Below are 25,746 nucleotides of genomic sequence, written 5' to 3'. Positions count from 1 at the left end.
GCCACTCAGACGCCGAGATTGAGCGCCTTGGCCTTGCGGTAGAACGTCGCCCGCCCGATGCCGAGATCGCGCGCGGCCGCCGAGACATTGCCGCCGTTGCGGGCCAGTGCGCGGGCCATTTCCGAGCGTTGCGCCTCTTCCAGCCCGTTGCGGATGCCGTGTTCCAGCAGGTCCGACGCCGGAAGCTGGCCGATCTGACCCGCCTCAATGCCAAGGTGTCGCCGCGCGGCGCGGGTGGCTCCGACAACCAGATCGTCGCGATCGAGCGCCAGCAGCATCACGCCCTGCGCCCCGGTCTCGCCCGAGCCGGTCGAGAGGATGCGCGCGCCGTCATAGGAGGCGCGGAACAGGTCCGCCTCGATCCGGTGCGCCGCATCCTGCACGGTCAGCGCCACGAGACGTGCATAGCCCTCGGTCATGTCCGAGCGCGCGGAGCTGACATCGATCACCCCCGCCAGATCGCCCTGCGCGCCGAAGATGGGCGAGCCCATGCAGGTCAGGACGGTGTTGCGGGTGCGGAAATGCTGATCGCGCCAGACGGTGACGGGGCGCGCCTCGGCCACGCAGGTGCCGATGCCGTTCGTGCCCTCGACCCCTTCGGACCAGTCCGAGCCCGGCGCAAGGTTCGAGGAATGGAAATCGTCCATATCCGCGTCGCGCAAACGCTCGTCCAGCACCAGCCCGCCCGCATCCGACAGCAGTACGGTACAACCCGCATCGCCTGCTGCCCGCGACAGCCGGTCGAGCACCGGCGAGGCGATCCGCATCATCAGCCCCGCCCGCTCGCGCCTCTCGCGCATCTCGGCCTGGGTCAGGCGCTCGTTGCGCCCGCCGGTTTCGGGGTCGATACGGTGATGGATCATCGAACGGCGCCAGCTGGCCGCGAACCCCGCCCGCGTGGCGGATTTCGGCGAAGAGACGACCTCGCGCACGATATCGGCATGTTGGCGCGGAACGCCTGTATGCAGTGACGGCATGCGAAAGCCTCCCTCTCTTGCGCAGCCTATGAAAGCCCAAGCAGGTTAGGCCGATTCGGACCTTACACAACGTAAATTCCCGCTGAGCGGCCCGGCACCTGTCTCGGGGGTGAGACAGTCGCGGCTCAGTCCTCCTCGTGCCGCCGCCCGCGAAATCCTTGGGCGACCACGAATTTCTCCGAGCTGTCCGAGCGCGAGGCCGGTGGTTTCACATTGGCGACCTTGGTGAAGTTTTTCTTCAGGATCGTCATCAGCCCCTGCTCCGCACCGCCTGCGAGGACCTTGGCGACGAAAGTGCCGCCCTCTTCGAGCACGTCGAAGGCGAACTCCGCCGCCGCTTCGCACAGCGTGATGATGCGCAGGTGATCGGTGTTCTGGTGCCCCGAGGACGAGGCCGCCATATCCGACATCACCACATCCGCAGACCCGCCGAGCCATTCCTTGACCTTGTCGTCGGCGCCTTCCTCGAGGAAATCGAGCACATGGATCTCGGCCCCCGGGATCGGATCGACCTCCTGCAGGTCGACGCCCAGAACGGTGCCGACCTTCTTGCCCGATTTCTCGCCCAAGGCGTTCACGCGCTTGACCGCCACCTGACACCAGCCGCCGGGCGCACAGCCCAGATCGACCACCCGCGCGCCGGGCACGAGGAAGCGATACTTGTCGTCCAGCTCGAGGATCTTGTAGGCCGCGCGTCCGCGATAGCCCTCTTTCTTCGCGCGCTGAACGTAAGGGTCGTTGAGCTGCCGCTCCAGCCAGAGGGTCGAGGACAGCCTGCGCCCCTTCGCCGTCTTCACGCGCACGCGCAGGTCGCGCTGCCCGCGTCCGGAAGTGTTCTTGCCGCTGGGTGTCTTCGCCATCATTTCATCTCTTCTAACACGCCGTCTCCGGCCATTTGCGCATAGAGGAGCCCCTCGCGCAGGCCACGGTCGGCAATGGACATCTGGTCGGTGGGCCAGACCCGCATCAGGGCCTGCAGGATTGCAGCCCCCGACATAATCAAAGTGTGTCGGTCGCGCCCGATCCGCGGATCCGAGCGCCGCCCGGCGGGGCCGAGTTGCAGGAAGGAGCGGATCACCGCGTCGATCTCTCCCGAGGTCATCGTCAGTCCGTCGACCCGGTTGCGGTCGTAGCGCTTCAGGTTGAGGTGGCAGGCCGCGACGGTGGTGACGGTGCCCGAGGTGCCGATGATCTGGAACCCGTCCTGCGGGCTGCCAGCCGCGTAGGGCGTGAAATCCGCGAGCTTTTCCTCGAAGAACCAGCTCATCAGGGCAAACCGGGCGGCATCGTCTTCGACATCGGCGAACTGATCCTTGAGCGTCGCCACGCCAAGCGGCACCGAAATCCAGTCCACCACCCGCGCCGCCGGATCGGGGCCGTCGGGCTGATTGAACCCTTGCGAGAGCCGCATGATCGCGCGGGCGCGGTCGCCGGGCGGCACGTCTTCGAGGTCGATCCAGACCAGCTCGGTCGAACCGCCCCCGATATCGACCACCAGCACCTGCTCGGAATTGGGCGACACCAGCGAGGCGCAGGAAATCACGGCCAGCCGGGCCTCTTCCTCGGGCGGGATGATCTCCAGCGGCAGGCCGGTCTCGCGGCGCACGTAGCGGATGAAATCGCGCGCGTTCTTGGCGCGGCGGCAGGCCTCGGTCGCCACAAGACGCATCCGGGTGACCCCGTGGGTTTCGATCTTGCGTCGGCAGATTTGCAATGCCTGAACGGTCCGCGACATCGAGCTGCGCGACAACCGGCCATAGGTTTCAAGACCTTGGCCCAGCTGGACGGCTTTTGAGAAGCTATCCACCACCTGAAACTGAGAACCCCTTGGACGGGCAATCAGCATCCGGCAACTGTTGGTGCCAAGGTCGAGAGCGGCATATAGCCCCTCGCCGGACTTGGCGGATTTGGTCGCGGGGGACTCGACCTGAGCCGGTTTCACCGCCCGCGCGGGCGATGCAGCTGTCGGGAGCGCGCCCGCCGACCGGGGACGCTTGGGCGCCATGATTACGCCCTCCGATTTGAAGTTGCTCTAAAGCTATCGGTTTGCGCCTCCCGGTTCAAGGGAGCGCGACGCGGAAGTGATAGAAGGTCAGACGTTTTCGCGGGCCGCAACCGGGTCGCCCCGGCGCGCCCTCAGACCGCGGGAAGGATCACCGTGAAGCAGCTGCCCTCGCCCTTCTTGCTGTCGACGCGGAAGCGCCCACGGTGGCGCGCCACGATATGCTTGACGATGGCGAGCCCCAGCCCGGTGCCGCCCTTCTCGCGCGAGCGGTGGGTGTCGACGCGGTAGAAGCGCTCGGTGATGCGCGGCAGATGCTGTTCGTCGATCCCCTCGCCGCGGTCGATCACATCGACGCGATAGGCTCTGCCGCGCAGCACCGGTTCATGCGCGATCGCCGAGACGCGCAGCCGCACCTCGCCGCCCTGCCCGCCATATTTGATCGCGTTCTCCACGAGGTTGGAGAAGACCTGCGTGAGCTGATCGGGATCGCCCTGCACCGGCAAGGCCCCGGTCTCGCCCTCGGAGATCAGCTTCACCTGTGCCGCCTCGGCGACGGGTTCGAGCGTTTGCGTGACGCCCTTGAGCACCAGCGCCAGATCGACCTTGGTTGTCGGGCGCATCCGTTCCTCGCCCTCGACGCGGCTCAGCGACAGAAGATCGCCCACCAGACGGTTCATCCGCGCCGCCTCGCGCTCCATGATCGACAGGAACCGATCGCGCGCCGCCGCATCGTCGCGCGCGCTCGAACGCAGCGTCTCGATGAAGCCCATCAGCGCGGTCAGCGGCGTGCGCAACTCATGGCTGACATTGGCGACGAAATCGCGCCGCATGGCTTCGGCGGTCTCCAGCGCGGTGATGTCCTCGAAACTCGCCAGAACCGAATTCGTGGAAAGCGGGCCTTCGGGCGCGGGCGGAAGCGGCGAGAAATGCACCAGCGTGATCGTCTCGGCCTGACCGGTCGGATGCAGCCGCAGGCGCACCGGATCGGGCCGCGCGCCCCGCAGCGCCGCGCTGACTGCCGCGCCGAAACCGGGCTGGCGCAGCACCGTCACATAGGGACGCCCGAGAAACTGCGTACCGAAAAGCCGGTTGGCCGCGACATTGCCCTGCGCGATCCGCTCGTCGCGCCCGATCAGCAAAACCGCGCTCGGCAGCGCGTCGAGAACCTGTCCGATCGCCCCTTGGCTCATTGCCATGCCTCCCCGCCTGCCATCGCTGTCGCGGCAAGGTTTGAGCGATGCGGCGCGAGCTGTAAAGCCTTGCCATGCCCGAAAAACCGACCCCTGCTTCGGTTTTGCAACTCACGCTTCGCAGTCAACAATCAGTGCCTTGTGAAATAAGTGAAAAAACGCTAAACCTAGGCGTGTATTTCATGGGATCTTTCCGGATCCCGTCACTTACACCGCGGGGGCGATGAGGTTTGCACTATTACTATGTCAAGAACCCCCCGTTCCCGTCTCGCCTTACAAGCCGTTCTCTTTCAATGTGTGAAGGCGTCTGAGACTAGCAACCTGCTGCTGGTCGACCCTGCGCGTGAGCTGCCGTCTTCGCTCAAAGAGATCTCCGGCCAGGCGATTCAGGTGCTTCAATACGACCAGATCACCGCGCACAAGATGGTAAAGCTGCGCCCCGAACTGGTACTGGCTCCTCTTCTGTCGGAGAGGTTCGACATTCTCGACCTCGCGAAGCGACTCGAGGAATTCGGGTTCTCCGGCAAGCTGCGGGCCTATTCCCGCCCGCTGCCCAATATCTCAGCCATCCGGCAGGAGGTGCGCGCCGCGCATCCCCAGCTCGACTTCGATATATTCACCCTGCCGGTAGATGAGTTTCGCGACAATTAACCGATCGCTTTGAGCCCCTTCGAGAAGCGCGCGGCATTCTCGCGGTAATGCGCGGCGGAGCCCAGCAGCGCCTGCAGCGCCTTCTCGTCGAGCTGGCGAACCACCTTGCCCGGCGCGCCCATCACGAGGCTGCCATCGGGGATTTCCTTGCCTTCGGTGATCAGCGCGCCCGCACCGATCAGGCAGCCCTTGCCGATCTTCGCGCCGTTGAGCACCGTCGCCCCCATGCCGATCAGCGAGCCGTCCCCGATCGTGCAGCCATGCAACATCGCCTTGTGCCCGACCGTGCAATTCGCGCCGATGGTCAGCGGGAAGCCCATATCGGTGTGGCAGACCACGTTTTCCTGAATATTCGAGCCCGCGCCCACGCGGATTTCCTCGTTATCGCCGCGCAGAGTGGCGCCGAACCAGACCGAGGCCTCGGCCTCCAGAACCACCTTGCCGATCAGGTTGGCGTCGGGCGCGACCCATGCGTCTTTGGCGATTTCGGGGGCGATCCCGTCCAGTTCGTAAATCATCTTGCCTCGAACTCCCTGTTCAGTTTTCGCACGAATTCATTCAGCCCGGTCTGACGGTCGCGGCGGCTGCGCTCGGCGGTCAGGATCGTGCGCAACTGCTCTTCGGCGCGGTCGAGATCATCATTGACCAGAACATAGTCATATTCCGACCAATGGCTGATTTCGGCGAGCGATTTTTCCATCCGGCCGTTGATGACGGCATCGCTGTCCTGCGCACGGCTGCGCAGACGCTCTTCCAGCGCCGCAATCGAGGGCGGCAGGATGAAGATCGAGACCACGTCCTTGCCCAGCGAGGAGTTGCGGATCTGCTGCCCGCCCTGCCAGTCGACGTCGAACAGCGTATCGCGCCCCTCGCCCATCGCGGCCTCCACCGGGCCTTTCGGCGTGCCATAGAAATTGCCGAACACCTCGGCATGTTCCAGCATGTCGCCCTGATCGACCATCTTTTCGAACTCGGCGCGGGATTTGAAGAAATACTCCACCCCGTCGCTCTCGCCCGGGCGCGGATCGCGGGTCGTGGCCGAGACCGAGAAGCGCAGCGTCGGGTCCCAGTTCATCAGCCGCTTGGCCAGCGTGGATTTGCCTGCGCCCGAGGGCGAAGAAAGGATAATGAGAAGGCCGCGGCGGCTGGTATCGGGCATCGGAATTACTCTACGTTCTGGATCTGCTCGCGCAGCTGGTCGATCGCGTATTTCAACGCCAGACCGATCCGCGTCAACTCCGCATCGCCCGATTTCGAGCACAGCGTATTGGCCTCGCGGACGAATTCCTGCGCGAGAAACTCGAACTTGCGGCCCACGGGGCCGGTCTCGGCCAGAAGCGCACGCGCGGCCTCGACATGGACGCGGAGCCGCTCGATCTCTTCGGTGACATCGGCCTTGATCGCGATCAGGGCCAGCTCCTGCGCGACCCGGTCGGGATCGGCCTCGGTGGCCTCCATCACCCGCGCAAGCGCGGCCTTCAGCGTCTCTGCGGCTTTCGGGGCGCGCGCGGCAGCAGCATCAGCGGCCTCGTCGGTCAGCGCGGCGATCTCGTCGATGCGCGCGGCCAGCAAGGCGCCGGTCCGGGCGCCTTCTTCGCGGCGCATCGCGACGAAACTCTCCAGAACAGGCTCGAAACTCTCCAGCAGCGCGGCCAGCAGCACCGCGGGATCCTCAATCGTGCCGCCCGAGTGATCGACCACTCCGCGCATCGCCATCAGGTCGCTCGGCTTGAGCGGCGCCAGCGCCACGCCCTTGCGCTCGGCGGCGCGCTCGACCTTGTCGACGGCGGCAAGGGCGGCATTGAGCACGTCTGGCTCGATCCGCATCGCGGCGCTGCCTGCGGCCTGCGTGAGCTTGAGGTTCAGCGTGACATTGCCCCGCGCAACCCGGTCGCCGACCGCCTTGCGCAGTGCGGGCTCCAGCCCCTCGATATCGGGCAGCCGCAGCCGCAGGTCGAACCCTTTGCCATTGACCGAGCGCAGATCCCAGCTCCAGTCATGCCCCGCGCCGCTCCCCTGTCCGGCGGCAAATCCGGTCATCGAGACAGTTGCGGCGGCGGGCGCCCCCTCCGGGCGCGGCTCTGGAGCGGGTTTAACCATTTAAGAGTTTCTTTCCCCATGTGACGAAAAAATGGCCTAACTTGGCCTTGGTAAGAGTTCAGTAACGATTTCGCCCTGACGGTCAACCGCAAGGCGGCACATGCCGCCCGATCGCCGGGCGCGAGACAGCCACCCCGCGCCCGTGCCGCGCGGGACGAAGTAAGGGTGATTGAAATGGATCGCGAAACCGACAGCAACGCCGCATCCCCCGCCTCGGCCAAAGGTCGCCGGATCGGCAACGAGCTGCGCGCCTATTGGGAGGCGCTGCTGGCAGGCCGCCCGATGCCCGCACGCGCCGATATCGATCCGCGCGGCATCGACCGCGCGCTGGAATTCGCCTTCATCCTCGAACGGGTCGCGCCGGGCATGGGGCGGTTTCGTCTCGCAGGGCAGCATATCTGCGACCTGATGGGCATGGAGGTGCGCGGGATGCCCCTGACCTCGCTTTTCGCGCCCGAGGGCCGCAAGCAGATTGCGGATCTGACCGAGGCCGTCTTCGCGCGCCCCGCCATCGCCGAGGCGCAGCTGGCCTCGGAGGCCGGGATCGGCAAGCCGGGGCTGGCGGGCCATCTGGTGATGCTGCCGCTGACGGATGATTTCGGCGCGGTGACGCGGGTGCTGGGGTGTTTCGTCGCGGAGCCTCTGCGCAATACGGGCGAGGCGGAAGACATCCACGATGCAGGCCGCGCCCCGCGCCGCTTCACGGTCACGGGCGCCCGGATCAAGCCGCTGGAGATGCCGCCGCTGCGCGAGCCCCAACCCGCCGGGCGCAGCCCCCGCGCGTCACAGGCGTTCGCGAAGCCCGCGCCGATGCCTGCAACTTCAGGTTTCGCGGAGGGCCAGACGCCCTACACGCCACGCCCAAAAACCCGCGCCGAGCATCTAGCCGAGATGACGCCGGACGAGCGCCGCGCGATGTTCCGGGTGGTGCGGCAGGAGGGCTAAGCCCCCTAATGGATGAGCCCTGCCTCGCGACGCAAAAAAGAAGGCCCGGACACGAAGGTCCGGGCCAATCAATCCGTTGAAACCTGCCGCAGCGCGGCACGCGCTTATTGCGACGCGGCTTTCGCGAACTTGCGGCGGTCCTGCAGTTCCTCGGCGACGAGGAAGGCCAGTTCCAGCGACTGGCTTGCGTTCAGACGCGGGTCGCAGGCGGTGTGGTAGCGCGAGGACAGATCGCCATCGGTCACGGCGCGCACGCCGCCGGTGCATTCGGTCACGTCCTTGCCAGTCATCTCGAAATGCACGCCGCCGGGGATCGTGCCCTCGGCTTTGTGGATCGCGAAGAATTCCTTCACCTCGCGCAGCACGGACTCGAAGGGCCGGGTCTTGAACCCGCTCGCCGATTTGATCGTGTTGCCGTGCATCGGATCGCAGGACCAGACGACATTCGCGCCCTCGGCCTCGACCGTGCGGATCAGGCGCGGCAGGTGATCGCCGACATTGCCCGCGCCGAAGCGCGCGATCAAGGTCAGACGGCCCGCCTCGTTTTCCGGGTTCAGCTTCTCCATCAGCACCTTGAGGTCGTCCTCGGTGGTGGTGGGGCCGCATTTCAGACCGATCGGGTTCTGCACGCCGCGTGCGAATTCGACATGCGCGCCGTCGGGCTGACGGGTGCGGTCGCCGATCCAGAGCATGTGGCCGGTGCCCGCGATCGGCAGGCCGGAAGTGGAATCGATGCGGCAGAGCGCCTCTTCATATTCCAGCAGCAGCGCCTCGTGCGAGGTGTAGAAATCGACCGAAGCCAGCTCATGCGCGGTTTCCGAGGTCACGCCCGCGGCCCGCATGAAGTCCATCGCCTCCGAAATCTGATCGGCGACCTGACGGTATTTCTCGGCGTCGTCGGCATCGGTGAAGCCCGCGATCCAGCTTTGGACGCGGTGGATGTCGGCGAAACCACCGGTCGAGAAGGCGCGCAGCAGGTTCAGCGACGCGGCCGCCTGCGTGTAGGCCTGCAGCATCCGGTTCGGATCGGGCAGACGCGCCTCCGAGGTGAACTCGAAGCCGTTGATGATGTCGCCGCGGTAGCTCGGCAGCTCGGTGCCGTCGATGGTCTCGGTCGGTGCCGAACGCGGCTTGGCGAACTGCCCCGCCATGCGGCCGACCTTGATGACCGGAACCTTCGCGCCCCAGGTCAGCACGACCGCCATCTGCAGCATCACCTTGAAGGTGTCGCGAATGTTATCGGCCGAGAATTCCCCGAAGGACTCGGCGCAATCGCCGCCCTGAAGCAGGAATGCTTCGCCGCGCGCGGCTTTCGCCAACTCCGACTTCAGCGTACGTGCCTCGCCCGCGAAGACCAGCGGCGGCATCCGCGACAGCTGTGCCTCGACAGCGTTCAGCGCCCCCTGATCGGGATAGTCGGGCATCTGAACCCGCGGTTTCGCGCGCCAGTCCGATTTGCTCCAACCCTTGCCCATCTGATCCTCCAAAAGCGTGGTCGTTTCATTCGGCGCCGCTTATAGACGGCGCGGGTCAGGGAAACAAACCCGAAATTGCATTTCCGCACGCCTGCGGGCCCCTCCGTAAGTTCCCCCTCTTGCGGCGGGCACCAATTTCCTGTTTCGGTGATTCACCACAGATGACGGATTGACGACATGCCTGATCCCCGCCCCACCCGTCGCCCAGCCCCTTCGCAGGGGATGATCCGGATCGCCCCGGACGCCCGCCAGCGCTCGGTCGTCTTCATGCTTCTCGACCGGTTCACGATGATGGCCTTCGCCAGCGCGATCGAGCCGCTGCGCCTCGCCAATCAGGTCTCGGGCCGCACGCTTTATACGTGGAAACTGGCCTCGGAAACCGGCGAGGATGTCACCTGCTCGAACGGCACGACCTTCCGCACCGATATCGGGCTGGAGGAACTGGGCCGCGATACGATGGTGCTTGTCTGTGGCGGTATCGACGTGGCCGAGGCGGTCACCAAGCCGCTTTTGAACTGGCTGCGGCGCGAGGCACGGCGTGGCGCGACGATCGGGGGCCTGTGCACCGGGTCCTATGCGCTCGCCCGCGCAGGCCTGCTCGATGGCAAGCGCGCGACGATCCATTGGGAGAATGTCGACGCTTTCGCCGAGGATTTCCCCGATATCGAGCTGACCAAGGGCGTCTTCGTGATCGACGGCAACCGGGTGACGACGGCGGGCGGCACCGCCTCGATCGACCTGATGCTGCGGCTGATTGCCCGCGATCACGGCGAGGAACTGGCCAATACCGTCGCCGATCAGCTGATCCATTCTTCGATCCGCTCGGACCGCGACACGCAGCGGCTGTCGATTCCCACCCGGATCGGCGTGCGCCACCCCAAGCTCGCACAGGTCATCGGGCGGATGGAGCGCAATATCGAGGACCCGATCAGCCCCGCGACACTCGCAACCGAAGTGGGCATGTCCGCGCGCCAGCTGGAGCGGCTGTTCCGTCGCTACCTCAACCGCTCGCCGAAGCGCTACTACATGGAATTGCGCCTGCAAAAGGCGCGTAACCTGTTGATGCAAACGGAAATGAGCGTGATCAACGTGGCCATGGCCTGCGGCTTTGCGAGCCCGTCGCATTTCTCGAAATGCTACCGCGCGCATTACCAGACCACACCCTATCGTGAACGTGGCGCGAGCGCTGCGGGCGAAAAGGAAAGCCTGGACTCCACCGTGGATTTAGGGCCGGAAGACTCGCTCGACTGAAATTTGCGCAATCACCCCTCGCGCCTCTCACGAATTTGCACATAACCCCAAATTGCCGTTACGTCGCATTGCGCGCACCTTGACCTTCGGGTCCGTTTTTCGCGTCATCGCGCCACTCGCGGTTCTTCACATTTGACAAACCGCGCACTAACCTCGCGCAAGAACGCGAGTTCCAACACGGGAGTGAACACATGAAAAAACTGCTTCTGGCTTCGGCTGCGATCGCGCTTGGCGCGACTGGCGCATATGCCGATGACGTGAAGATGGGCGTCCTGCTGGGCTTTACCGGCCCGCTTGAATCGCTCGCCCCGCCGATGGCGCAGGGTGCCGAGATGGCGATCAAGGAAGTCTCCGATTCCGGCAAGCTGCTGGGTGGCGACACCGTGACCGCAGTCCGCGGCGACTCGACCTGCGTCGACGCAGCAGCCGCGACCGCGGCAGGCGAAACGCTGGTCACTACCGACAAGGTCGCTGGCATCATGGGCGCAATGTGCTCGGGCGCGACCACCGCTGTCCTGCAAAACGTCGCCATGCCGAACGGCGTCGTGATGATCTCGCCCTCGGCAACCTCGCCGGCACTCTCGACGCTCGAAGATGATGGCCTGTTCTTCCGCACCGCTCCGTCGGATGCGCGTCAGGGCGAAGTCATGGCCGACGAGATCCTCGAGAAGGGCATCAAGAACGTCGCCGTGACCTACACCAACAACGACTACGGCAAGGGTCTCGCCGACAGCTTCGAGAAAGCCTACAAGGCCAAGGGCGGCAGCGTCACGATCTCGGCCGCGCACGAAGACGGCAAGGGCGACTACTCCGCTGAAGTCGCCTCGCTCGCTTCCGCAGGTGGCGACGCGCTCGTCATCGTCGGCTATATCGACCAGGGCGGCTCGGGCATCCTGCGCGGCGCACTCGACACCGGCGCCTTCGAGACCTTCGTCTTCCCCGACGGCATGGTCAGCCAGACGCTCGAAGACAATTTCGGCTCGGAAATCAACGGCTCCTTCGGCCAGCTTCCCGACTCGGCAGGCGACGGCATGAAGACCTATCTCGGCATGGCCGAGAAAGCCGGCTTCGACGGCTCGTCGGCTTATTCGGGCGGCGCCTATGACGCAGCGGCTCTGATGCTGCTGGCGATGCAGGCGGCGGATTCCACCGACCCGAAAGTCTACAAGGACAAGGTCATGGAAGTCGCGAACGGCCCCGGCGAGAAGATCTATCCCGGCGAGCTGGGCAAGGCGCTCGACCTGATCAAGGAAGGCAAGCCGGTCGACTATGAAGGCGCGACCGCCGTCAACCTGATCGGCAATGGCGAAGCCGCGGGCACCTTCCGCGAAATCGCGATCAAGGACGACAAGATCGAGACGGTGAAATACCGCTAAGCGGTCATCAGAGCTGAAGCAGCCCGGAGCGATCCGGGCTGTTTTCAATTATAAAACAACAAGATGCGGCGTGAAGCTAACGCGCCTACAACTCAGGGGACCCTATGATCCGGGTTGAAAACCTAGTCAAATCCTTCGGCGGATTCCGCGCGGTCGATGGCGCGAGCCTCGAAATCGCGACCGGCTCGATCACCGGGCTGATCGGCCCGAACGGCGCCGGCAAATCCACGCTCTTCAACGTCATCGCAGGCGTGCACGAACCCACCGCGGGCCGTGTCACGATGGATGGCGAGGACATCACCGGGCTTGCCCCGCACGAGCTGTTTCACAAGGGGCTGCTGCGCACCTTCCAGATCGCGCATGAATTCCCCTCGCTCACCGTGCGCGAGAACCTGATGATGGTGCCCACCGGTCAGGCGGGCGAAACGCTCTGGAACACATGGTTCGGGCGAAAACACATCCGCGACGAGGAAGCGGCGCTTCTGAAGAAGGCCGATGAAGTGCTTGATTTTCTGACGATTTCGCATCTCAAGGATGAGAAGGCGGGCAACCTCTCGGGCGGTCAGAAAAAGCTTCTGGAGCTGGGCCGCACGATGATGGTCGAAGCCAAGATCGTCTTCCTCGACGAGGTTGGCGCGGGCGTGAACCGGACGCTTCTGAACACGATCGGCGATGCCATCGTGCGCCTCAACAAGGAACGCGGCTACACCTTCTGCGTGATCGAACACGACATGGATTTCATCGGACGCCTCTGCGACCCGGTCATCGTGATGGCCGAGGGCAAGGTGCTGGCCCAGGGGTCTGCCGATCACATCATGGAAAACGAGGCCGTCATCGAGGCCTATCTGGGCACCGGGCTGAAGAACAAGGTCAAGGCCGAGGAAACCGCCGAGACCGCCGCCCATGAAGACCACGGCGCGCAGCCCGGTCTGGGCGATGAAGCCGGCAAAGGGGGTGCCCAATGAGCTATCTCAACGCCTCCAACATGACCGGCGGCTACGGCAAGGCCGACATCCTGCACGACTGCACGCTGACCGTTGAAAAGGGCGAGATCGCCGTGATCGTCGGCCCCAACGGCGCGGGCAAATCCACCGCGATGAAGGCGGTCTTCGGCATGCTCGGCCTACGCGAAGGCAAGGTCACCCTCGACGGGCAGGACATCACCGGCCTTTCGCCGCAGGACCGCGTCAAGAAAGGTATGGGCTTCGTTCCGCAGGTGAACAACGTCTTCCCGACCATGACGGTCGAGGAAAACCTCGAGATGGGCGCCTTCATCCGCGACGACGATTTCCGTGGCACGATGGATCAGGTCTTCGATCTGTTCCCGATCCTGAAGGAAAAGCGCCGCCAGAACGCGGGCGAGCTGTCCGGCGGGCAGCGTCAGCAGGTGGCCGTGGGCCGCGCGCTGATGACCCAGCCGAAACTGCTGATGCTCGACGAGCCGACCGCGGGCGTCTCACCCATCGTGATGGACGAGCTTTTCGATCGCATCATCGAGGTCGCCCGCAGCGGCATCTCGATCCTGATGGTCGAACAGAACGCCCGCCAAGCCCTTGAGATCGCGGATAAAGGCTATGTCCTCGTGCAAGGCGCGAACAAATACACCGACACTGGCGAGGCCCTTCTGGCCGACCCGGAAGTCCGCCGCACCTTCCTGGGGGGCTGAGGAATGGAACTCATCAACGCGCTTGTCGCGGTTACCAATTACGTCATCATCCCCGCCACCGCCTATGGCGCGCAGCTCGCGCTCGGTGCGCTCGGGGTCACGCTGATCTACTCGATCCTGCGGTTCTCCAACTTCGCCCATGGCGACACGATGGCCTTCGGCACCGGGGTCGTGATCCTGATCACCTGGGGCTTTCAGGCGATGGGGATCAGCTTCGGCCCGCTGCCGACCGCCCTTCTCGCCCTGCCCTTCGGCATCGCGGTCACCGCGGCGCTGATGCTCGGCACGGACAAGGTCGTTTACCAATATTACCGAAAAGTCAGGGCTGCGCCCGTGGTCATGGTCATGGTCTCGGTCGGCGTGATGTTCGTGATGAACGCGCTCACGCGCTTCCTGATCGGCGTCGACCAGATCAACTTCGACGACGGCACGCGCTTCGTCATCAACGCCCGGCAATGGCGCGAGATGACGGGCCTGCACGAGCCGCTGACGCTGCGCTCGACCCAAGTCATCACCGTCGTCACCGCGATCATCACCGTGGCCGCGTTGTTCTGGTTCCTCGGCAAGACGCGCACCGGCAAATCCATGCGCGCGTTTTCCGATAACGAGGATCTGGCGCTGCTGTCGGGCATCGACCCGAACAAGGTCGTGGCCGTCACCTGGATCATCACCGGCGCGCTCGCGACCATCGCAGGCACGCTCTACGGGCTCGACAAGTCGTTCAAAGCCTTCACCTATTTCCAGCTTCTGCTACCGATCTTCGCCTCGGCCATCGTCGGCGGCATCGGCAACCCGGTGGGCGCGATCGCGGGCGGCTTCGTGATCTCCTTCTCGGAAGTGGGCCTCACCTACGCATGGAAGAAGGTCGCGACCTATCTGGTCCCGAGCTGGGAGCCGGACGGGCTCGTTCAGCTTCTCTCCACCGACTACAAATACGCAGTCAGCTTCACGATCCTGATCCTCGTCCTGATCTTCAAGCCGACCGGCCTCTTCAAGGGGAAAATCGTATGAGCAGCAATCGTCAGGCTGGCGAGACCAGCCGCATCCGTGCGCCCCTCTTCTTCGCCATCATGGCCGCGCTCATCCTGCTCGAGGGTTTCACCTCGGGCTGGAACTCGGCGCTCGGCATTCTCAACATGGGGCTTCTGTCGGCGATCATGGCGCTCGGCGTGAACATGCAATGGGGCTATGCGGGCCTGTTCAACGCGGGCGCGATGGGCTTCCTCGCGCTTGGCGGCCTCGCCCCGGTGCTGATCTCCATGCCGCCCACCCCCGGCGCCTTCTCGGGCGGCGGTCCGGGCATCATGGCGGCCTTCTTCGTGGCCATCGTCGCGGTGCTCGCGGCGGTCTGGATCTGGCGCAATCTGCGCGGCAAGACCCGCGGCCTCGCCGTGACCGCGGTGCTGGTCGTCGGCTTCTTCACCTATCGCTGGCTGTTCGATCCGGCGGTCGAGGTGATCGAGGCGATCAACCCCTCGGCGCAGGGCAACCTCGGCGGGTTGGGCCTGCCGACGCTGATCTCCTGGCCCGTGGGCGCGGTTCTCGCCGCAGGCGCGGCCTGGCTGGTCGGCAAGACCGCCCTCGGCCTGCGCTCGGATTACCTCGCGATCGCCACGCTCGGCATTGCAGAGATCATCGTCGCGATCCTGAAGAACGAGCAATGGCTCGACCGGGGCGTTCTGAACGTCAACGGCATCCCGCGCCCCTGGCCGGTGCCCTACGAGATCGACCTGCAGAACTCGCCCGATTTCGTCGCGCAGATGCAAAGCTGGGGTCTCGATCCGCAGCTGGGCTCGACGATCGCGGTGAAGCTGGCCTTCCTCGTGCTGTTCGTGATCGTCATCCTCGCGCTGATCTGGCTGACCGAGATGTCGCTGAAATCGCCTTGGGGCCGGATGATGCGCGCGATCCGCGACAACGAGATCTCGGCGGCGGCAATGGGCAAGAACGTCACCCGCCGCCACCTGCAGATATTCGTGCTGGGCTCGGCGGTGATCGGGCTTGCGGGCGCGATGATGATCTCGCTCGACGGGCAGATGACGCCGACCTCCTACAACCCGCTGCGCTACACGTTCCTGATCCTCGTGATGGTGATCGTGGGCGGCTCTGGCAACAACTGGGGCTCGATCCTCGGCGGTGTGCTGATCTGGTACGTCTGGGTCAAGGCAGGCGACTGGGGTCCGGATATCATGGGTGCGCTGGCAGCACCCTTCCCCGATGGCGGGCTCAAGGATCACCTGATCCAATCGGCCCCGCATATGCGGATGCTGGTGATGGGGATCATCCTGCTGATGGTGCTGCGCTTCAGCCCGCGCGGGCTCTTGCCGGAGAAATAAAAACGAGGGGCTCTGCCCCTCGCCCGTTCCGGGCTCACCCCGGGATATTTCTTCCAAGCCGAAAACAAACGCGCGCCTCGAAAGGAGGCGCGCGTTTTTCGTTACTCCTCGCCGCCGTCGAATTGGGCGACGCGGGCGCCCGCCTTGTTCGTGGTGACGACGCCGAGCGATTTGAGTTTGCGGTGCAATGCCGAGCGCTCCATGCCGACGAAATTCGCGGTCCGCGAGATGTTGCCGCCGAAGCGGTTGATCTGGGTGAGCAGGTATTCGCGCTCGAACAGCTCGCGCGCCTCGCGCAAAGGCAGCGTGGCGAGCGCGCCGCCCAGAACGATGCGCCCCTCATCCGCCGGGCCTTCCTGACCGGGCAGCTCGCGCGCCTCGATCGCACCCGTGCCTTCACCGAGGATCAGCACCCGCTCGATTACGTTGCGCAGCTGACGGACGTTGCCGGGCCAATCCATCGTCTGCATCAGCGCCGCAGCCTCTTCCGAGATTTCACGCAGCGGCAGGCCCTGGGTCTCGTTGAAGCCGCGCAGGAAATGGTCTGCCAGAAGCGGCACGTCCTCGCGCCGCTCGGAGAGCGGCGGCACCTCGATCGGCACGACGTTCAGCCGGTCGTAGAGCTCCTGCCGGAAAAGCCCCTCGCGGATCTGCGTCATCAGATCGCGGGTCGTCGACGAGATCACCCGCAGATCGACGCGGACCTTGTCGGCCCCGCCCACGCGCAGGAATTGCTGCTCGGTCAGAACGCGCAGGATTTTCGACTGCGTGCCGAGCGGCATCTCGGCCACCTCGTCGAAATAGATCACGCCGCCGTGGGCCTGCTCCAGCAGCCCCTTCTCGACGCCGCGCTCAGGGGTCTCGCGCCCGAACAGCACCTCTTCCATCCGGTCGGGTTCGATCGAGGCGGAATTCACCGTGATGAACGGCCCCGCCGCACGGGTCGAGAACTGGTGGATATAGCGCGCGGCCATCTCCTTGCCCGAGCCTGGCTCGCCCGTCAGCATCACCCGGCCGTTGGACTTGGTGACCTTGTCGAGCTGATCCTTCAGTCGCCGGAACGCCGCCGAGTCGCCGATCATCTCGCCCGAGGACATGTCGCGGCGTTTCAGCGTCGAGTTCTCGCGCCGCAGCCGCGCCGTCTCCATCGCGCGCGAGATCACCACCATCAGCTGGTCGATGTTGAAGGGCTTCTCGATAAAGTCGTAGGCGCCCTGCTTGATCGCCGCCACCGCGATCTCGATATTGCCGTGGCCCGAGATGATGATCACCGGCACGTCCGGGTTGTCGCGCTTGACCGTCTTGAGGATGTCGATCCCGTCCATCTTGCTGTCCTTCAGCCAGATATCGAGGATCATCAGCGCCGGTTCCTGCGCGTTGATCTCGTCCATGCACTCGTTGGAATTCGCCGCGAGGCGTGTCTTGAAGCCTTCGTCGCGCAGGATGTCGGCGATCAGCTCGCGGATGTCTTTCTCGTCGTCGACGATCAGAATGTCGCTCATGTCACTTCCCCGGGGGCTTCGCCCCTCTCCTTGATGGCTCTGAGCGCTGCTCGGGCGCGTGGGAGCCTGATTTCGGCGAGCGCCCCGCGATGGGCACCCTCTGCAAAGGCGGGCGCATCGCTCAGGGTCAGCGTTCCACCATGTTCCTCAATGATCTTCTTGACGATGGGAAGGCCCAGCCCGGTGCCTTTCTCGCGCGTCGTTACGTAAGGCTCGAACAGCCGCGAGCGGTCGGGCGGCAAGCCGATCCCGTTATCCGCGATATGGATCGTCACATGCTCGGGCGCGACCTGCATATCGAGGCGAACCTCGGGCGCGAAGCCTTCTTCCACGTTGCCTTTTTCCGTATAGGACTCAATCGCTTCGCCAGCATTCTTCACAAGGTTCGTCACCGCTTGCGAGATCATCGTCGCGTCCAGCTCGACGATCACCGGCTCACTCGGGACATCCGTCACCAGCTTCGCGCCATGAAGGCTGTCTTGCTGCAAGGTCGCGGCGTCGCGCACCAGTTGAGCCAGATCGTGATCCGCGCGGTCGGGTTCCGGCATCCGCGCGAAGCGCGAGAACTCGTCAACAATGCGCCGCAAGTCATTGGTTTGCCGCACAATCACGCCGGTGAGCTGATTGAGCGTTTCAAGATCTTCGCCCTCGGTCATCTTGCCGAATTTGCGCTTGATCCGCTCGGCCGAAAGCTGGATCGGCGTCAGCGGGTTCTTGATCTCATGCGCGATGCGCCGCGCCACATCGCCCCATGCCGCCATCCGCTGGGCCGAGACCAGATCGGTCACATCCTCGAAGGCCACCACATAGCCCTCGGGCGTGCCCAGATCGTTGCGCCGCACCGCCATGCGCACCAGCAGGCTTTCCAGCCGCCCACCGCGCGAGACCCGGATTTCCTCTTGCGCGACCTCGTTAAGTCCGTCCTGCAAGCGATTGTAAAGCCCGACGAATTCCGGAACGGCGGTCGAGAGCTCGCGGGCATTGTCACGCGCACTATCGAGCGCCAGCAAGGTCATCGCCGCCCGGTTCACGAAGTCTATCCGCCCATCGGCGTCCAGCCCGATCACCCCCGAAGTCACCGAAGACAGCACGGAATCGAACATCCGCCGACGTTCCTCGGTCTCGCGGTGGTTCTCGATCAGGGCCATGCGCTGGCCCTTCAACTGCCCGGTCATCCGGTTGAACGCCTCGCCGAGGGTCGCGATCTCGTCGTCGCCCTCGGCCTCGATGACCCGCGCATCCAGATCGCCCGACCCGACGCGCTCTGCCGCGGCGGCAAGCCGTCCGATGGGGCGCGACAGGCGCTCTGCGAACCACAGGCCCATCCAGAGCGCGGCGAGGATCAGGATCAGCGCGAAGCCGAAGTAAAGCAGCCCGAATTCGAAAATCACCCGGCCGCGCGCGCTTTCCAATTGCTGATAGAGCGTCACCGTCTCGCGCGTTTTATCGAGCAGCGCGAGGATCTGCCCGTCCACCTTGCGCGAGATATAGAGATAGCGGTCTACAAATGCATCGAGCCGGATCAGCGCGCGCAGTTCCGAGTTCGGCCAATCCTCGATCAGCACCGTCTCACCCTTCTGCGCCTCGACGATGTCGCGCGGGGAAGGTTCTTCGTAATCAAAGAGATAGGAGCGATCGCCGCGGGCTACGATCCGGCCCGTGCCGTCGATCACATAGGCCTCTTTCACGCCGCGCTGGATGCCCGCCTGCCCGGTGATCAGCAATTCGCGCAGTTCGCCATCCGACATGAAGGTCGAGGCCTGCCGCCGCAGATTGAGGAAATTCGCGAGCGCCCGGCTATCCTGCACAAGATCGCGCTTATGCTCGGACTGATACGCCTCGGCGGCCTGAAGCGACGTGCCCACGACCGAGCGCACGCGATCCGAGAACCAGCCCTCGAGACCGATATTCACCGTGAGGAACGCGAAGACCGCGACGAGGATCGTCGGCACCAGCGCGATGCCCGCGAAAACGCCCGTCAGGCGCAGGGTCAGCCGCGATCCGGCGGAATGCGCGCGCCGTGCCGCAATGATCTGCACCAGCCGCATCAGGATCAGACCGGCGAGTAGCAGGAAATAGACGAAATCGGCGAGCAGGATCAGGCGCAGCGCGGTGCTGTCCGCCCCCTGTCCCAAGGGCCCGAGGACTATAAAGGTCGCAATCGCGAGCGCCGGGCCCAGAACGACCAGACCGAAGGTAAACAGGTTGCGCACCCGCTTCTGGCGGCGAAAGCGCGCCAAACGGTCCCAGCCTGAGCGATATGCCGTGCTGCCCTGCACTAATGCCCCCTCATTCCAGACCGTGGCTCGCGAATCCGTGTGAACAGAAAAGCCACAGGCCCCTGTTGCGGGTTTACATCAGTTTGCGGCGGCGTGTCACCTGAATATCCAGATCGGTGATCTTTTTACGCAACGTATTGCGGTTGATGCCAAGCAGATCGGCACATCTGGCCTGGTTGCCACCGGTCGCATCGAGCGCGATTTCGATCAGCGGCGCCTCCATTTCCTTCAAAATCCGGTCGTAAAGGCCCGGAGGCGGCAGCGTGCCGCCGTGAAGGTCGAAATAGCGCCGCAGGTGGCGCGCGATGGAGGCGGAGAGCTTCTCGCCCTCGCCGCCCTGGCGCAGCGGCTCGATCGCGGGCTGGTTGCCCAGCACGAATTCCGCCTCGGCGCGGGTGATCTCTTCCTCGGGTGAGGTCACCGCAAGACGCCGGATCGTGTTTTCCAGCTGACGCACGTTGCCGGGCCAGGAATAGGCGCGCACGAGCTGCAGCGCCTCCGGCGTGAAGCGGCGCAGGCCCAGCCCGTCGCGCTCGGCCCGGGCAAGGAAATGTTCGGCCAGAAGCGGGATATCCTCGACCCGCTCGCGCAAGGACGGCACGTTCAGCGTCACGCCGCCCAGCCGGTAGAACAGGTCCTGACGGAACTTGCCCGCCTCCATCAGCCCCGCGAGGTCGATCTGCGTCGTGGCCATGATCCGCGGCGCGGGATCGGGCAGCGCGTCGAGCATCCGCACGATCCGCGCCTGCGTGTCGTCGTCGTAATCGCCAACCTCGTCGAAGACGAGCGAGCCGCCCTTGGCTTTCGCCACCAGCGCCGCCGGGCCATCCGCACCCTGCAGATCGCCCGCCTGCGCCACCACAAAGGGCAGCGTACGGCGATCCGAAAAGTCGTGAATAGCCTTCGCGATCAGAGACTTTCCGGTGCCGCTTTCACCCGCGATCAGCACCGCGAGATCGGCATTCATCACCCGTGCGACAAGCCGATAAAGCTCCTGCATCGCCGGGGTCCGCCCGACCAGAGGCAGATCGCCAGCATCGCCGCCGCCTTCGATCTCGCGCGGTGCGATCGGGCTACGGCGCTTCTGCTCCAGCGCCTTTTGCGCGCGCTTCATCAGATCCGGCAGATCGAACGGTTTGGGCAGATAGTCGTAAGCCTCGGCCTCGGCTGCCTGGATCGCGGTCATGATCGTGTTCTGCGCAGAGATCACGATGACCGGCAGGCCCGGACGTTCTTCGGAGATTTTCGGCAGCGCCTCCAGCCCGTTTCCGTCAGGCATGATCACGTCCGAGATCACAAGATCGCCTTTGCCCTCTTCGACCCAACGCATCAGCGTCACGAGCGAGGCAGTGGCATGAACCTTACAGCCCGCCCGGGTCAGGGCCTGGGTCAGAACGGTGCGGATTGTGCGATCGTCATCCGCGACAAGTACGGTGCCGTCCATGGATCAGGCCTCCTTTGGCGCAACGGGAAGTGAAATGCGAAACCGGGTCTTCCCCGGGACTGAATCGAGCGTGACCCAGCCGTCGTGATCGTTGATGATCTTCGAGACAAGCGCGAGACCAAGCCCCGTGCCGTTCTCGCGGCCCGAAACGAAGGGCTCGAAGATCTCGTTGGAGATTTCCGGCGGGATGCCGGGGCCGTCGTCGATGATCTCGATCTGCAGCGGCAGAGGCTGCCCCGATCCATCGGCGCGACGCAGACGCAGGCTGTGTTCGTAGAAGGTACGGATCTTGATTTCTCCATTCCCTTCCGAGGCTTCTGCGGCGTTCTTCAACAGGTTCAGGAAGACTTGAGTCAATTGATCCGCATCGCCCAGCGTCGGCGGCAGCGAGGGATCGTAATCCTCCTTGATCGTCATATGCGCACCGAAGCCGACGCCTGCGGATTTGCGCGCGCGATCGAGCACGTCATGGATATTGACCGCTTTTTTCTCGGGCGCGCGGACGTTTCCGAACTGTTCGACCTGTTCGAGCAGCTTCACGATCCGGCGTGTCTCGTCGACGATTAAGTCCGTTAATTCAAGGTCTTCGCCGGACAAGTTCATGCTCAGAAGCTGAGCCGCCCCGGCAATCCCGGCGAGCGGGTTCTTGATCTCATGGGCCAGCATCTCCGCCATGCCGATGGCCGAGCGCGCTGCCGATTTCACGAGGCTCGCGCGACCCAACCGATCAGCCAGCTCGCGCGGCTCGATCAGCAGCAGCACCCGGTCGGGGTCTTCGCCCACGGGGGCGGCTTGCAGATTGCATTGCACCGGGGCTTTCTCGCCCGTCGTCAGCTCGACATCGTTAACGAAGAGCGAGGCGCGGTTCTTACGAACGCGATAGAAGATTTCCTCCAAAGGCGCGGAAATCGCGAGCCTTTCACCGATCGCCTTACCCCGCAGCGCCTTGGCGGAGAGGTTAAGGAACAGCTCGGCGGCGGGGTTCACCTCGTCGACAAGATCATCGCCGTCGATCAGCAAAGCCGGGGTCGGCAGCGAGGTCCAGATAATGCCGGGGGCCGGAAGGTTCATGCGGCGCACCTTTCCCCGAAAGCGCGCTCGATCAGCGATAAGGTCGCCTCCGGCGTCTGACTGACCATCATCTCGGCGCGCAGCGGCGCATTCGCCGCCTCGCAATACCAGCCCAGATGCTTGCGCGCGAGACGCAGCCCGAGATCACGTCCGTAGAAACTCAAGATCGCCTCGTAATGCTCTGAAATGTAATCGCAAAGCGCATTCCCATAAGGAACCTGCGGCTTCGGCGATCCAAAGATTTCATGCCCGATTTCAGCCAGCCGCCACGGCGCGCCCTGCGCCCCGCGACCGACCATCACACCCGCCGCGCCCGATTGCGCAAGTGCCGCGCGCGCGGAGCTCGCATCGACGACGTCGCCATTGGCGATCACCGGGATCGAGACCGCATCGACCGTCTCGGCAATCGCTTCCCAATCGGCGCTGCCTTTGTAGAACTGCATCCGCGTGCGCCCATGCACGACAATCATCTTCACACCCGCAGCCTCGGCCCGGCGCGCGATCTCGGCTGCGTTATGCGTGTCGTCACACCAGCCCAGCCGCATCTTCAGCGTCACCGGCAGGTCGACGGCGTCCACCGTCGCCTCGATCAGGCGCAGCGCATGATCGGGATCGCGCATCAGCGCCGAGCCCGAAGCCCCGCCCGTCACCTTCTTGGCCGGGCAGCCCATATTGATGTCGATGATCCGCGCACCCATGTCGGCGACCATCTTCGCGGCCTCCGCCATCGGCTCGGGCTCGCGCCCGGCGAGCTGCACCGAGGTCGGCAGCTCCAGCCCCATCTCGACCCGCGCTTTCGCGCGCACCGAGGGTTTCGCGGTCAGCATCTCTCCCGAGGCCACCATCTCGGACACGACAAGACCCGCGCCGAAACGCGCCACCATCCGCCGGAACGGAAGGTCGGTGATCCCGGCCATGGGCGCGAGAAAGACCGGAGGGGTCAATGTGATGTCGTCGAGAACCAAAATCTTCGGCACGGAGGTGTCCTGTCACTCGTCTTCCTTCGAATTAGGCGTTTGACCAAAGAATCACAATTGCGTCCACCCCTTTTTAGGTGGGAAAATCAGCATCCGCCTATTTTTTAATCACCTAACTGTGGCCAGTTGTCACATCGCGCGACGTATCGCGTCCAGCGGCACCGATTGCGCAAAGCCGCGTCTTCGCCTAAGCCCTTGGGCGATCAGGGAGCCGCCATGAGCAACGCCATCATCATCGTCGCCGCCGGGCGTGGCACCCGCGCTGGCGGAGAAACCCCGAAGCAATGGCAGAGCCTCGCGGGGCAGCCGGTGCTGGCCCATACCGTTGCCGCTTTCAAAGGCATCGGGCGGATCGTGGTCGTTCTGCATCCCGAGGACATGACGCGCGGCATCGCGCAGTTTCAGGGCGAGGTCGCGCTTTGTGCGGGCGGTGCGAGCCGCGATGCCTCGGTGCGCAATGCGCTGGAGATGCTCGAGGGCTCGGGCGTCGAGAAGGTGCTGATCCATGACGGCGCCCGCCCGCTGGTGAGCCGCGCGGTGATCGACGGCGTGCTCGAGGCGCTCGACAGCGCACAGGCGGCAGCGCCCGCCCTGCCCGTGTCGGATGCGCTCTGGACCGGCGAGAACGGTCAGGTCACCGGCACGCAGGACCGCCACGGGCTCTACCGCGCGCAAACCCCGCAGGGCTTCGATTTCGACGCGATCCTCAGCGCCCATCGCGCCCATCCCGGCGGGGCGACCGATGACGTGGAAGTGGCCCGCGCGGCCGGTCTTTCGGTTGCGATCACGCGCGGCTCGGAAGACAATCTGAAGATCACCTACCCGGAGGATTTCGCCCGGGCCGAGAGACTGTTGGGAGACAAGATGGATATCCGTTTGGGCCATGGCTACGACGTGCACGCTTTCGAGCCGGGCGATCATGTGACGCTCTGCGGGGTCGCGGTGCCGCATGACAAGAAGCTCAAGGGTCATTCCGATGCCGATGTGGGCATGCACGCGCTGACCGATGCGATCTATGGCGCGCTGGCCGAGGGCGATATCGGACGGCATTTCCCGCCGTCGGACCCGCAATGGAAAGGCGCTGCGTCGGAGATCTTCCTCGATCACGCGGTGAAACTGGCCGAGACGCGGGGCTTTCGTCTGGGCAATGCCGATGTGACGCTGATCTGCGAGCGCCCGAAGATCGGCCCGCATGCCGCTGAAATGGCGCAGACTCTCGCCCGCATCATCGGGATCGAGCCGGGCCGGATCTCGGTCAAGGCCACCACCTCCGAGCGTCTGGGTTTCACCGGGCGCGAGGAAGGCATTGCCGCCATCGCCACCGCCACATTGATCAAGGAGTAACCCCATGCTGCGCGTCCTCAACACGGTCGGATTTGTCGGCTTGCTGAAACCCGCGCCGGGCACCTGGGGCTCGCTGGTCGCCGTGCTGGTCGGCTGGGCGATCGAGCATTGGCTGGGCTTCATCCCGCTGGTGATCGCCACCATCGCGGTGACAGCGCTCGGCTTCTGGTCGGTGCGCGCGCAGCTGGGCGACAGCGAAGACGACCCCTCCGAGATCGTCATCGACGAGGTGGCGGGCCAATGGGTGGCACTCCTCTTCCCGGCCTTCGGCTTCTGGCAGCGCGGCCTCTCCACGGGGGTCGATCTGCATATGGTCTGGCCCGGCCCGGTCGCCGCGTTCCTGCTGTTCCGCCTGTTCGACATCTGGAAGCCGTGGCTCGTGGGCCGCGCCGATCGCCGCCATGACGCGACGGGCGTAATGCTCGACGATATCTGGGCCGGGGTCTTCGCCGGGATCGTGTCGATCATCCTCGCAGGCCTCTACCACATCGTCTTTCTGGGCATGATGGGATGAGCCGCGCGTCGGACGTTCTCGACGCCTGCAAGGCGCGCGGCCTGATGGTCGCGACCGCCGAGAGCTGCACCGGAGGGATGGTCGCCGCAGCCCTTACCGATATTCCGGGATCGTCCGCGGTCGTGGAGCGCGGCTTTGTCACCTACACCAATGACGCCAAACGCGAGATGCTGGGCGTCAGCGCGGAAAGCCTCGACGCCCACGGCGCGGTCTCCGAGCCTGTCGCGCGCGAGATGGCCGAGGGCGCGCTGAGCCACTCCCACGCCCAGATCGCCGTCGCGATCACCGGCATCGCGGGCCCCGGCGGATCGGAATTCAAACCCGAGGGCCGCGTCTGTTTCGGCCTCGCGCGCGAGGGCGCCGAAACCCAAGTCGAGACGGTCGAATTCGGCGCACTCGGCCGCGACAAAGTGCGCGAAGCGGCCCGCGATCACGCGCTCGCCCTGCTGCTGTCGGCGGCGCAAGCCTGACTCCAAACCGCCCACGTCATAAGCACACGCACCCCGCACCGCCCATTTTTCGCGCAGTTACAAAAGTGACGCGCGAATAGGCGGGTTTTGCGCAAAATGTCTCTTTATTGCGCGCGGCGCTTATGGCCCCTGCCCTCCAGAGGGAATTTCGAGGAGGATTTGTCGAGATGGAA

Annotated in this window: 24 protein-coding genes; 11 read left to right on the top strand and 13 right to left on the bottom strand. The window is 64.7% G+C overall.

Features of this window, described 5'->3' with window-relative positions:
• Positions 1-5: 5 nt before the first annotated feature.
• The 4 genes from BMI85_RS11270 to BMI85_RS11255 form a co-directional block, all read right to left on the bottom strand.
• Positions 6-977, bottom strand: a complete 972-nt coding sequence (locus BMI85_RS11270) for a GAF domain-containing protein (protein WP_078601349.1) — start codon at positions 975-977, stop codon at positions 6-8.
• 125 nt (positions 978-1,102) lie between these two features.
• On the bottom strand, positions 1,103-1,837 hold the full coding sequence (locus tag BMI85_RS11265; protein ID WP_078520770.1) for an RlmE family RNA methyltransferase: 735 nt from the start codon (positions 1,835-1,837) through the stop codon (positions 1,103-1,105).
• Positions 1,837-2,982: a Ppx/GppA phosphatase family protein gene (locus tag BMI85_RS11260; protein ID WP_078520771.1), complete on the bottom strand. Its 1,146-nt coding sequence runs from the start codon at positions 2,980-2,982 to the stop codon at positions 1,837-1,839. The genes BMI85_RS11265 and BMI85_RS11260 overlap by 1 nt, the downstream gene beginning before the upstream one ends.
• A gap of 131 nt (positions 2,983-3,113) precedes the next feature.
• Complete coding sequence (locus tag BMI85_RS11255; protein WP_078540806.1) at positions 3,114-4,172, bottom strand: ATP-binding protein; 1,059 nt, start codon at positions 4,170-4,172, stop codon at positions 3,114-3,116.
• 243 nt (positions 4,173-4,415) lie between these two features.
• Between BMI85_RS11255 and BMI85_RS11250 the strand changes: the two genes are divergently transcribed.
• A complete protein-coding gene (locus BMI85_RS11250; RefSeq protein ID WP_143595058.1) occupies positions 4,416-4,823 on the top strand; it encodes a hypothetical protein in 408 nt (135 codons plus the stop codon).
• Here the strand turns inward: BMI85_RS11250 and BMI85_RS11245 are convergent.
• From BMI85_RS11245 to BMI85_RS11235, 3 genes are read right to left on the bottom strand one after another with little or no spacing between them, the layout of a single operon-like run.
• Entirely contained in the window at positions 4,820-5,341 is a 522-nt protein-coding gene (locus tag BMI85_RS11245) for a gamma carbonic anhydrase family protein (protein WP_078601347.1), read from the bottom strand. The two genes, BMI85_RS11250 and BMI85_RS11245, sit on opposite strands and share 4 nt — an antisense overlap.
• On the bottom strand, positions 5,338-5,982 hold the full coding sequence (gene gmk / locus BMI85_RS11240; protein WP_078520775.1) for a guanylate kinase: 645 nt from the start codon (positions 5,980-5,982) through the stop codon (positions 5,338-5,340). The genes BMI85_RS11245 and gmk overlap by 4 nt, the downstream gene beginning before the upstream one ends.
• A 5-nt stretch (positions 5,983-5,987) precedes the next feature.
• Positions 5,988-6,923, bottom strand: a complete 936-nt coding sequence (locus tag BMI85_RS11235) for a YicC/YloC family endoribonuclease (protein WP_246832544.1) — start codon at positions 6,921-6,923, stop codon at positions 5,988-5,990.
• Positions 6,924-7,097: 174 nt separating this feature from the next.
• Here BMI85_RS11235 and BMI85_RS11230 point away from each other — a divergent pair, with 174 nt between their 5' ends.
• Positions 7,098-7,868 carry a PAS domain-containing protein gene (locus BMI85_RS11230; RefSeq protein WP_078601345.1) on the top strand — a complete coding sequence of 257 codons (771 nt, stop codon included), beginning with the start codon at positions 7,098-7,100 and terminating at the stop codon, positions 7,866-7,868.
• A 104-nt stretch (positions 7,869-7,972) separates the two neighbouring features.
• Here BMI85_RS11230 and BMI85_RS11225 read toward each other — a convergent pair whose 3' ends face one another.
• Positions 7,973-9,343 (bottom strand): 3-deoxy-7-phosphoheptulonate synthase class II, encoded by a 1,371-nt coding sequence (locus BMI85_RS11225; protein WP_078540799.1) that lies wholly within the window; start codon positions 9,341-9,343, stop codon positions 7,973-7,975.
• A 222-nt stretch (positions 9,344-9,565) separates the two neighbouring features.
• Here BMI85_RS11225 and BMI85_RS11220 point away from each other — a divergent pair, with 222 nt between their 5' ends.
• The 6 genes from BMI85_RS11220 to BMI85_RS11195 all read left to right on the top strand — a co-directional run bounded on the left by BMI85_RS11220 (position 9,566) and on the right by BMI85_RS11195 (position 15,972).
• Complete coding sequence (locus BMI85_RS11220) at positions 9,566-10,594, top strand: GlxA family transcriptional regulator (protein ID WP_108722344.1); 1,029 nt, start codon at positions 9,566-9,568, stop codon at positions 10,592-10,594.
• A 191-nt stretch (positions 10,595-10,785) separates the two neighbouring features.
• Positions 10,786-11,970, top strand: coding sequence for an ABC transporter substrate-binding protein (locus BMI85_RS11215; RefSeq protein ID WP_078550210.1), 1,185 nt, complete (start codon positions 10,786-10,788; stop codon positions 11,968-11,970).
• Positions 11,971-12,074: 104 nt separating this feature from the next.
• Complete coding sequence (locus BMI85_RS11210; RefSeq protein ID WP_078540797.1) at positions 12,075-12,935, top strand: ABC transporter ATP-binding protein; 861 nt, start codon at positions 12,075-12,077, stop codon at positions 12,933-12,935.
• Positions 12,932-13,636, top strand: coding sequence for an ABC transporter ATP-binding protein (locus BMI85_RS11205; RefSeq protein ID WP_078540796.1), 705 nt, complete (start codon positions 12,932-12,934; stop codon positions 13,634-13,636). The genes BMI85_RS11210 and BMI85_RS11205 overlap by 4 nt, the downstream gene beginning before the upstream one ends.
• Positions 13,637-13,639: 3 nt before the next feature.
• Positions 13,640-14,647 (top strand): branched-chain amino acid ABC transporter permease, encoded by a 1,008-nt coding sequence (locus tag BMI85_RS11200; protein WP_078540795.1) that lies wholly within the window; start codon positions 13,640-13,642, stop codon positions 14,645-14,647.
• Positions 14,644-15,972, top strand: coding sequence for a branched-chain amino acid ABC transporter permease (locus BMI85_RS11195; RefSeq protein ID WP_078601344.1), 1,329 nt, complete (start codon positions 14,644-14,646; stop codon positions 15,970-15,972). The genes BMI85_RS11200 and BMI85_RS11195 overlap by 4 nt, the downstream gene beginning before the upstream one ends.
• Positions 15,973-16,073: 101 nt before the next feature.
• Here BMI85_RS11195 and BMI85_RS11190 read toward each other — a convergent pair whose 3' ends face one another.
• The 5 genes from BMI85_RS11190 to dusB form a co-directional block, all read right to left on the bottom strand.
• Positions 16,074-17,474 (bottom strand): sigma-54 dependent transcriptional regulator, encoded by a 1,401-nt coding sequence (locus BMI85_RS11190; protein WP_078520784.1) that lies wholly within the window; start codon positions 17,472-17,474, stop codon positions 16,074-16,076.
• Entirely contained in the window at positions 17,471-19,753 is a 2,283-nt protein-coding gene (locus BMI85_RS11185; RefSeq protein WP_246831904.1) for a PAS domain-containing sensor histidine kinase, read from the bottom strand. The genes BMI85_RS11190 and BMI85_RS11185 overlap by 4 nt, the downstream gene beginning before the upstream one ends.
• Before the next feature lie 73 nt (positions 19,754-19,826).
• Entirely contained in the window at positions 19,827-21,197 is a 1,371-nt protein-coding gene (locus tag BMI85_RS11180; RefSeq protein ID WP_078520785.1) for a response regulator, read from the bottom strand.
• 3 nt (positions 21,198-21,200) lie between these two features.
• Entirely contained in the window at positions 21,201-22,268 is a 1,068-nt protein-coding gene (locus BMI85_RS11175; protein ID WP_078520786.1) for an ATP-binding protein, read from the bottom strand.
• Positions 22,265-23,245: a tRNA dihydrouridine synthase DusB gene (gene dusB / locus BMI85_RS11170; protein ID WP_281480936.1), complete on the bottom strand. Its 981-nt coding sequence runs from the start codon at positions 23,243-23,245 to the stop codon at positions 22,265-22,267. The genes BMI85_RS11175 and dusB overlap by 4 nt, the downstream gene beginning before the upstream one ends.
• A 216-nt stretch (positions 23,246-23,461) precedes the next feature.
• Here dusB and BMI85_RS11165 point away from each other — a divergent pair, with 216 nt between their 5' ends.
• From BMI85_RS11165 to BMI85_RS11155, 3 genes are read left to right on the top strand one after another with little or no spacing between them, the layout of a single operon-like run.
• Entirely contained in the window at positions 23,462-24,589 is a 1,128-nt protein-coding gene (locus BMI85_RS11165; protein WP_078601343.1) for a bifunctional 2-C-methyl-D-erythritol 4-phosphate cytidylyltransferase/2-C-methyl-D-erythritol 2,4-cyclodiphosphate synthase, read from the top strand.
• Positions 24,590-24,593: 4 nt separating this feature from the next.
• Positions 24,594-25,103: a phosphatidylglycerophosphatase A gene (locus tag BMI85_RS11160; protein WP_078601342.1), complete on the top strand. Its 510-nt coding sequence runs from the start codon at positions 24,594-24,596 to the stop codon at positions 25,101-25,103.
• On the top strand, positions 25,100-25,573 hold the full coding sequence (locus BMI85_RS11155) for a CinA family protein (RefSeq protein WP_078550193.1): 474 nt from the start codon (positions 25,100-25,102) through the stop codon (positions 25,571-25,573). The genes BMI85_RS11160 and BMI85_RS11155 overlap by 4 nt, the downstream gene beginning before the upstream one ends.
• The last annotated feature ends 173 nt before the right edge of the window (positions 25,574-25,746 follow it).

It is taken from the genome of Thioclava sp. DLFJ4-1, from assembly GCF_002020145.1.
GTDB lineage: Bacteria > Pseudomonadota > Alphaproteobacteria > Rhodobacterales > Rhodobacteraceae > Thioclava > Thioclava sediminum.
This window is presented reverse-complemented; position numbering and strand designations above follow the sequence as displayed.

Coding starts and splice junctions, on each gene's coding strand:
- BMI85_RS11230 (WP_078601345.1), top strand. CDS start 7,098: ATGGATCGCGAAACCGACAGCAACGCCGCATCCCCCGCCTCGGCCAAA.
- BMI85_RS11160 (WP_078601342.1), top strand. CDS start 24,594: ATGCTGCGCGTCCTCAACACGGTCGGATTTGTCGGCTTGCTGAAACCC.
- BMI85_RS11195 (WP_078601344.1), top strand. CDS start 14,644: ATGAGCAGCAATCGTCAGGCTGGCGAGACCAGCCGCATCCGTGCGCCC.
- BMI85_RS11270 (WP_078601349.1), bottom strand. CDS start 977: ATGCCGTCACTGCATACAGGCGTTCCGCGCCAACATGCCGATATCGTG.
- BMI85_RS11165 (WP_078601343.1), top strand. CDS start 23,462: ATGAGCAACGCCATCATCATCGTCGCCGCCGGGCGTGGCACCCGCGCT.
- BMI85_RS11205 (WP_078540796.1), top strand. CDS start 12,932: ATGAGCTATCTCAACGCCTCCAACATGACCGGCGGCTACGGCAAGGCC.
- BMI85_RS11235 (WP_246832544.1), bottom strand. CDS start 6,923: ATGGTTAAACCCGCTCCAGAGCCGCGCCCGGAGGGGGCGCCCGCCGCC.
- BMI85_RS11175 (WP_078520786.1), bottom strand. CDS start 22,268: ATGAACCTTCCGGCCCCCGGCATTATCTGGACCTCGCTGCCGACCCCG.
- BMI85_RS11245 (WP_078601347.1), bottom strand. CDS start 5,341: ATGATTTACGAACTGGACGGGATCGCCCCCGAAATCGCCAAAGACGCA.
- BMI85_RS11220 (WP_108722344.1), top strand. CDS start 9,566: ATGATCCGGATCGCCCCGGACGCCCGCCAGCGCTCGGTCGTCTTCATG.
- BMI85_RS11210 (WP_078540797.1), top strand. CDS start 12,075: ATGATCCGGGTTGAAAACCTAGTCAAATCCTTCGGCGGATTCCGCGCG.
- BMI85_RS11225 (WP_078540799.1), bottom strand. CDS start 9,343: ATGGGCAAGGGTTGGAGCAAATCGGACTGGCGCGCGAAACCGCGGGTT.
- BMI85_RS11215 (WP_078550210.1), top strand. CDS start 10,786: ATGAAAAAACTGCTTCTGGCTTCGGCTGCGATCGCGCTTGGCGCGACT.
- BMI85_RS11180 (WP_078520785.1), bottom strand. CDS start 21,197: ATGGACGGCACCGTACTTGTCGCGGATGACGATCGCACAATCCGCACC.
- BMI85_RS11265 (WP_078520770.1), bottom strand. CDS start 1,837: ATGGCGAAGACACCCAGCGGCAAGAACACTTCCGGACGCGGGCAGCGC.
- BMI85_RS11155 (WP_078550193.1), top strand. CDS start 25,100: ATGAGCCGCGCGTCGGACGTTCTCGACGCCTGCAAGGCGCGCGGCCTG.
- BMI85_RS11200 (WP_078540795.1), top strand. CDS start 13,640: ATGGAACTCATCAACGCGCTTGTCGCGGTTACCAATTACGTCATCATC.
- BMI85_RS11250 (WP_143595058.1), top strand. CDS start 4,416: ATGTCAAGAACCCCCCGTTCCCGTCTCGCCTTACAAGCCGTTCTCTTT.
- BMI85_RS11260 (WP_078520771.1), bottom strand. CDS start 2,982: ATGGCGCCCAAGCGTCCCCGGTCGGCGGGCGCGCTCCCGACAGCTGCA.
- BMI85_RS11190 (WP_078520784.1), bottom strand. CDS start 17,474: ATGAGCGACATTCTGATCGTCGACGACGAGAAAGACATCCGCGAGCTG.
- gmk (WP_078520775.1), bottom strand. CDS start 5,982: ATGCCCGATACCAGCCGCCGCGGCCTTCTCATTATCCTTTCTTCGCCC.
- BMI85_RS11255 (WP_078540806.1), bottom strand. CDS start 4,172: ATGAGCCAAGGGGCGATCGGACAGGTTCTCGACGCGCTGCCGAGCGCG.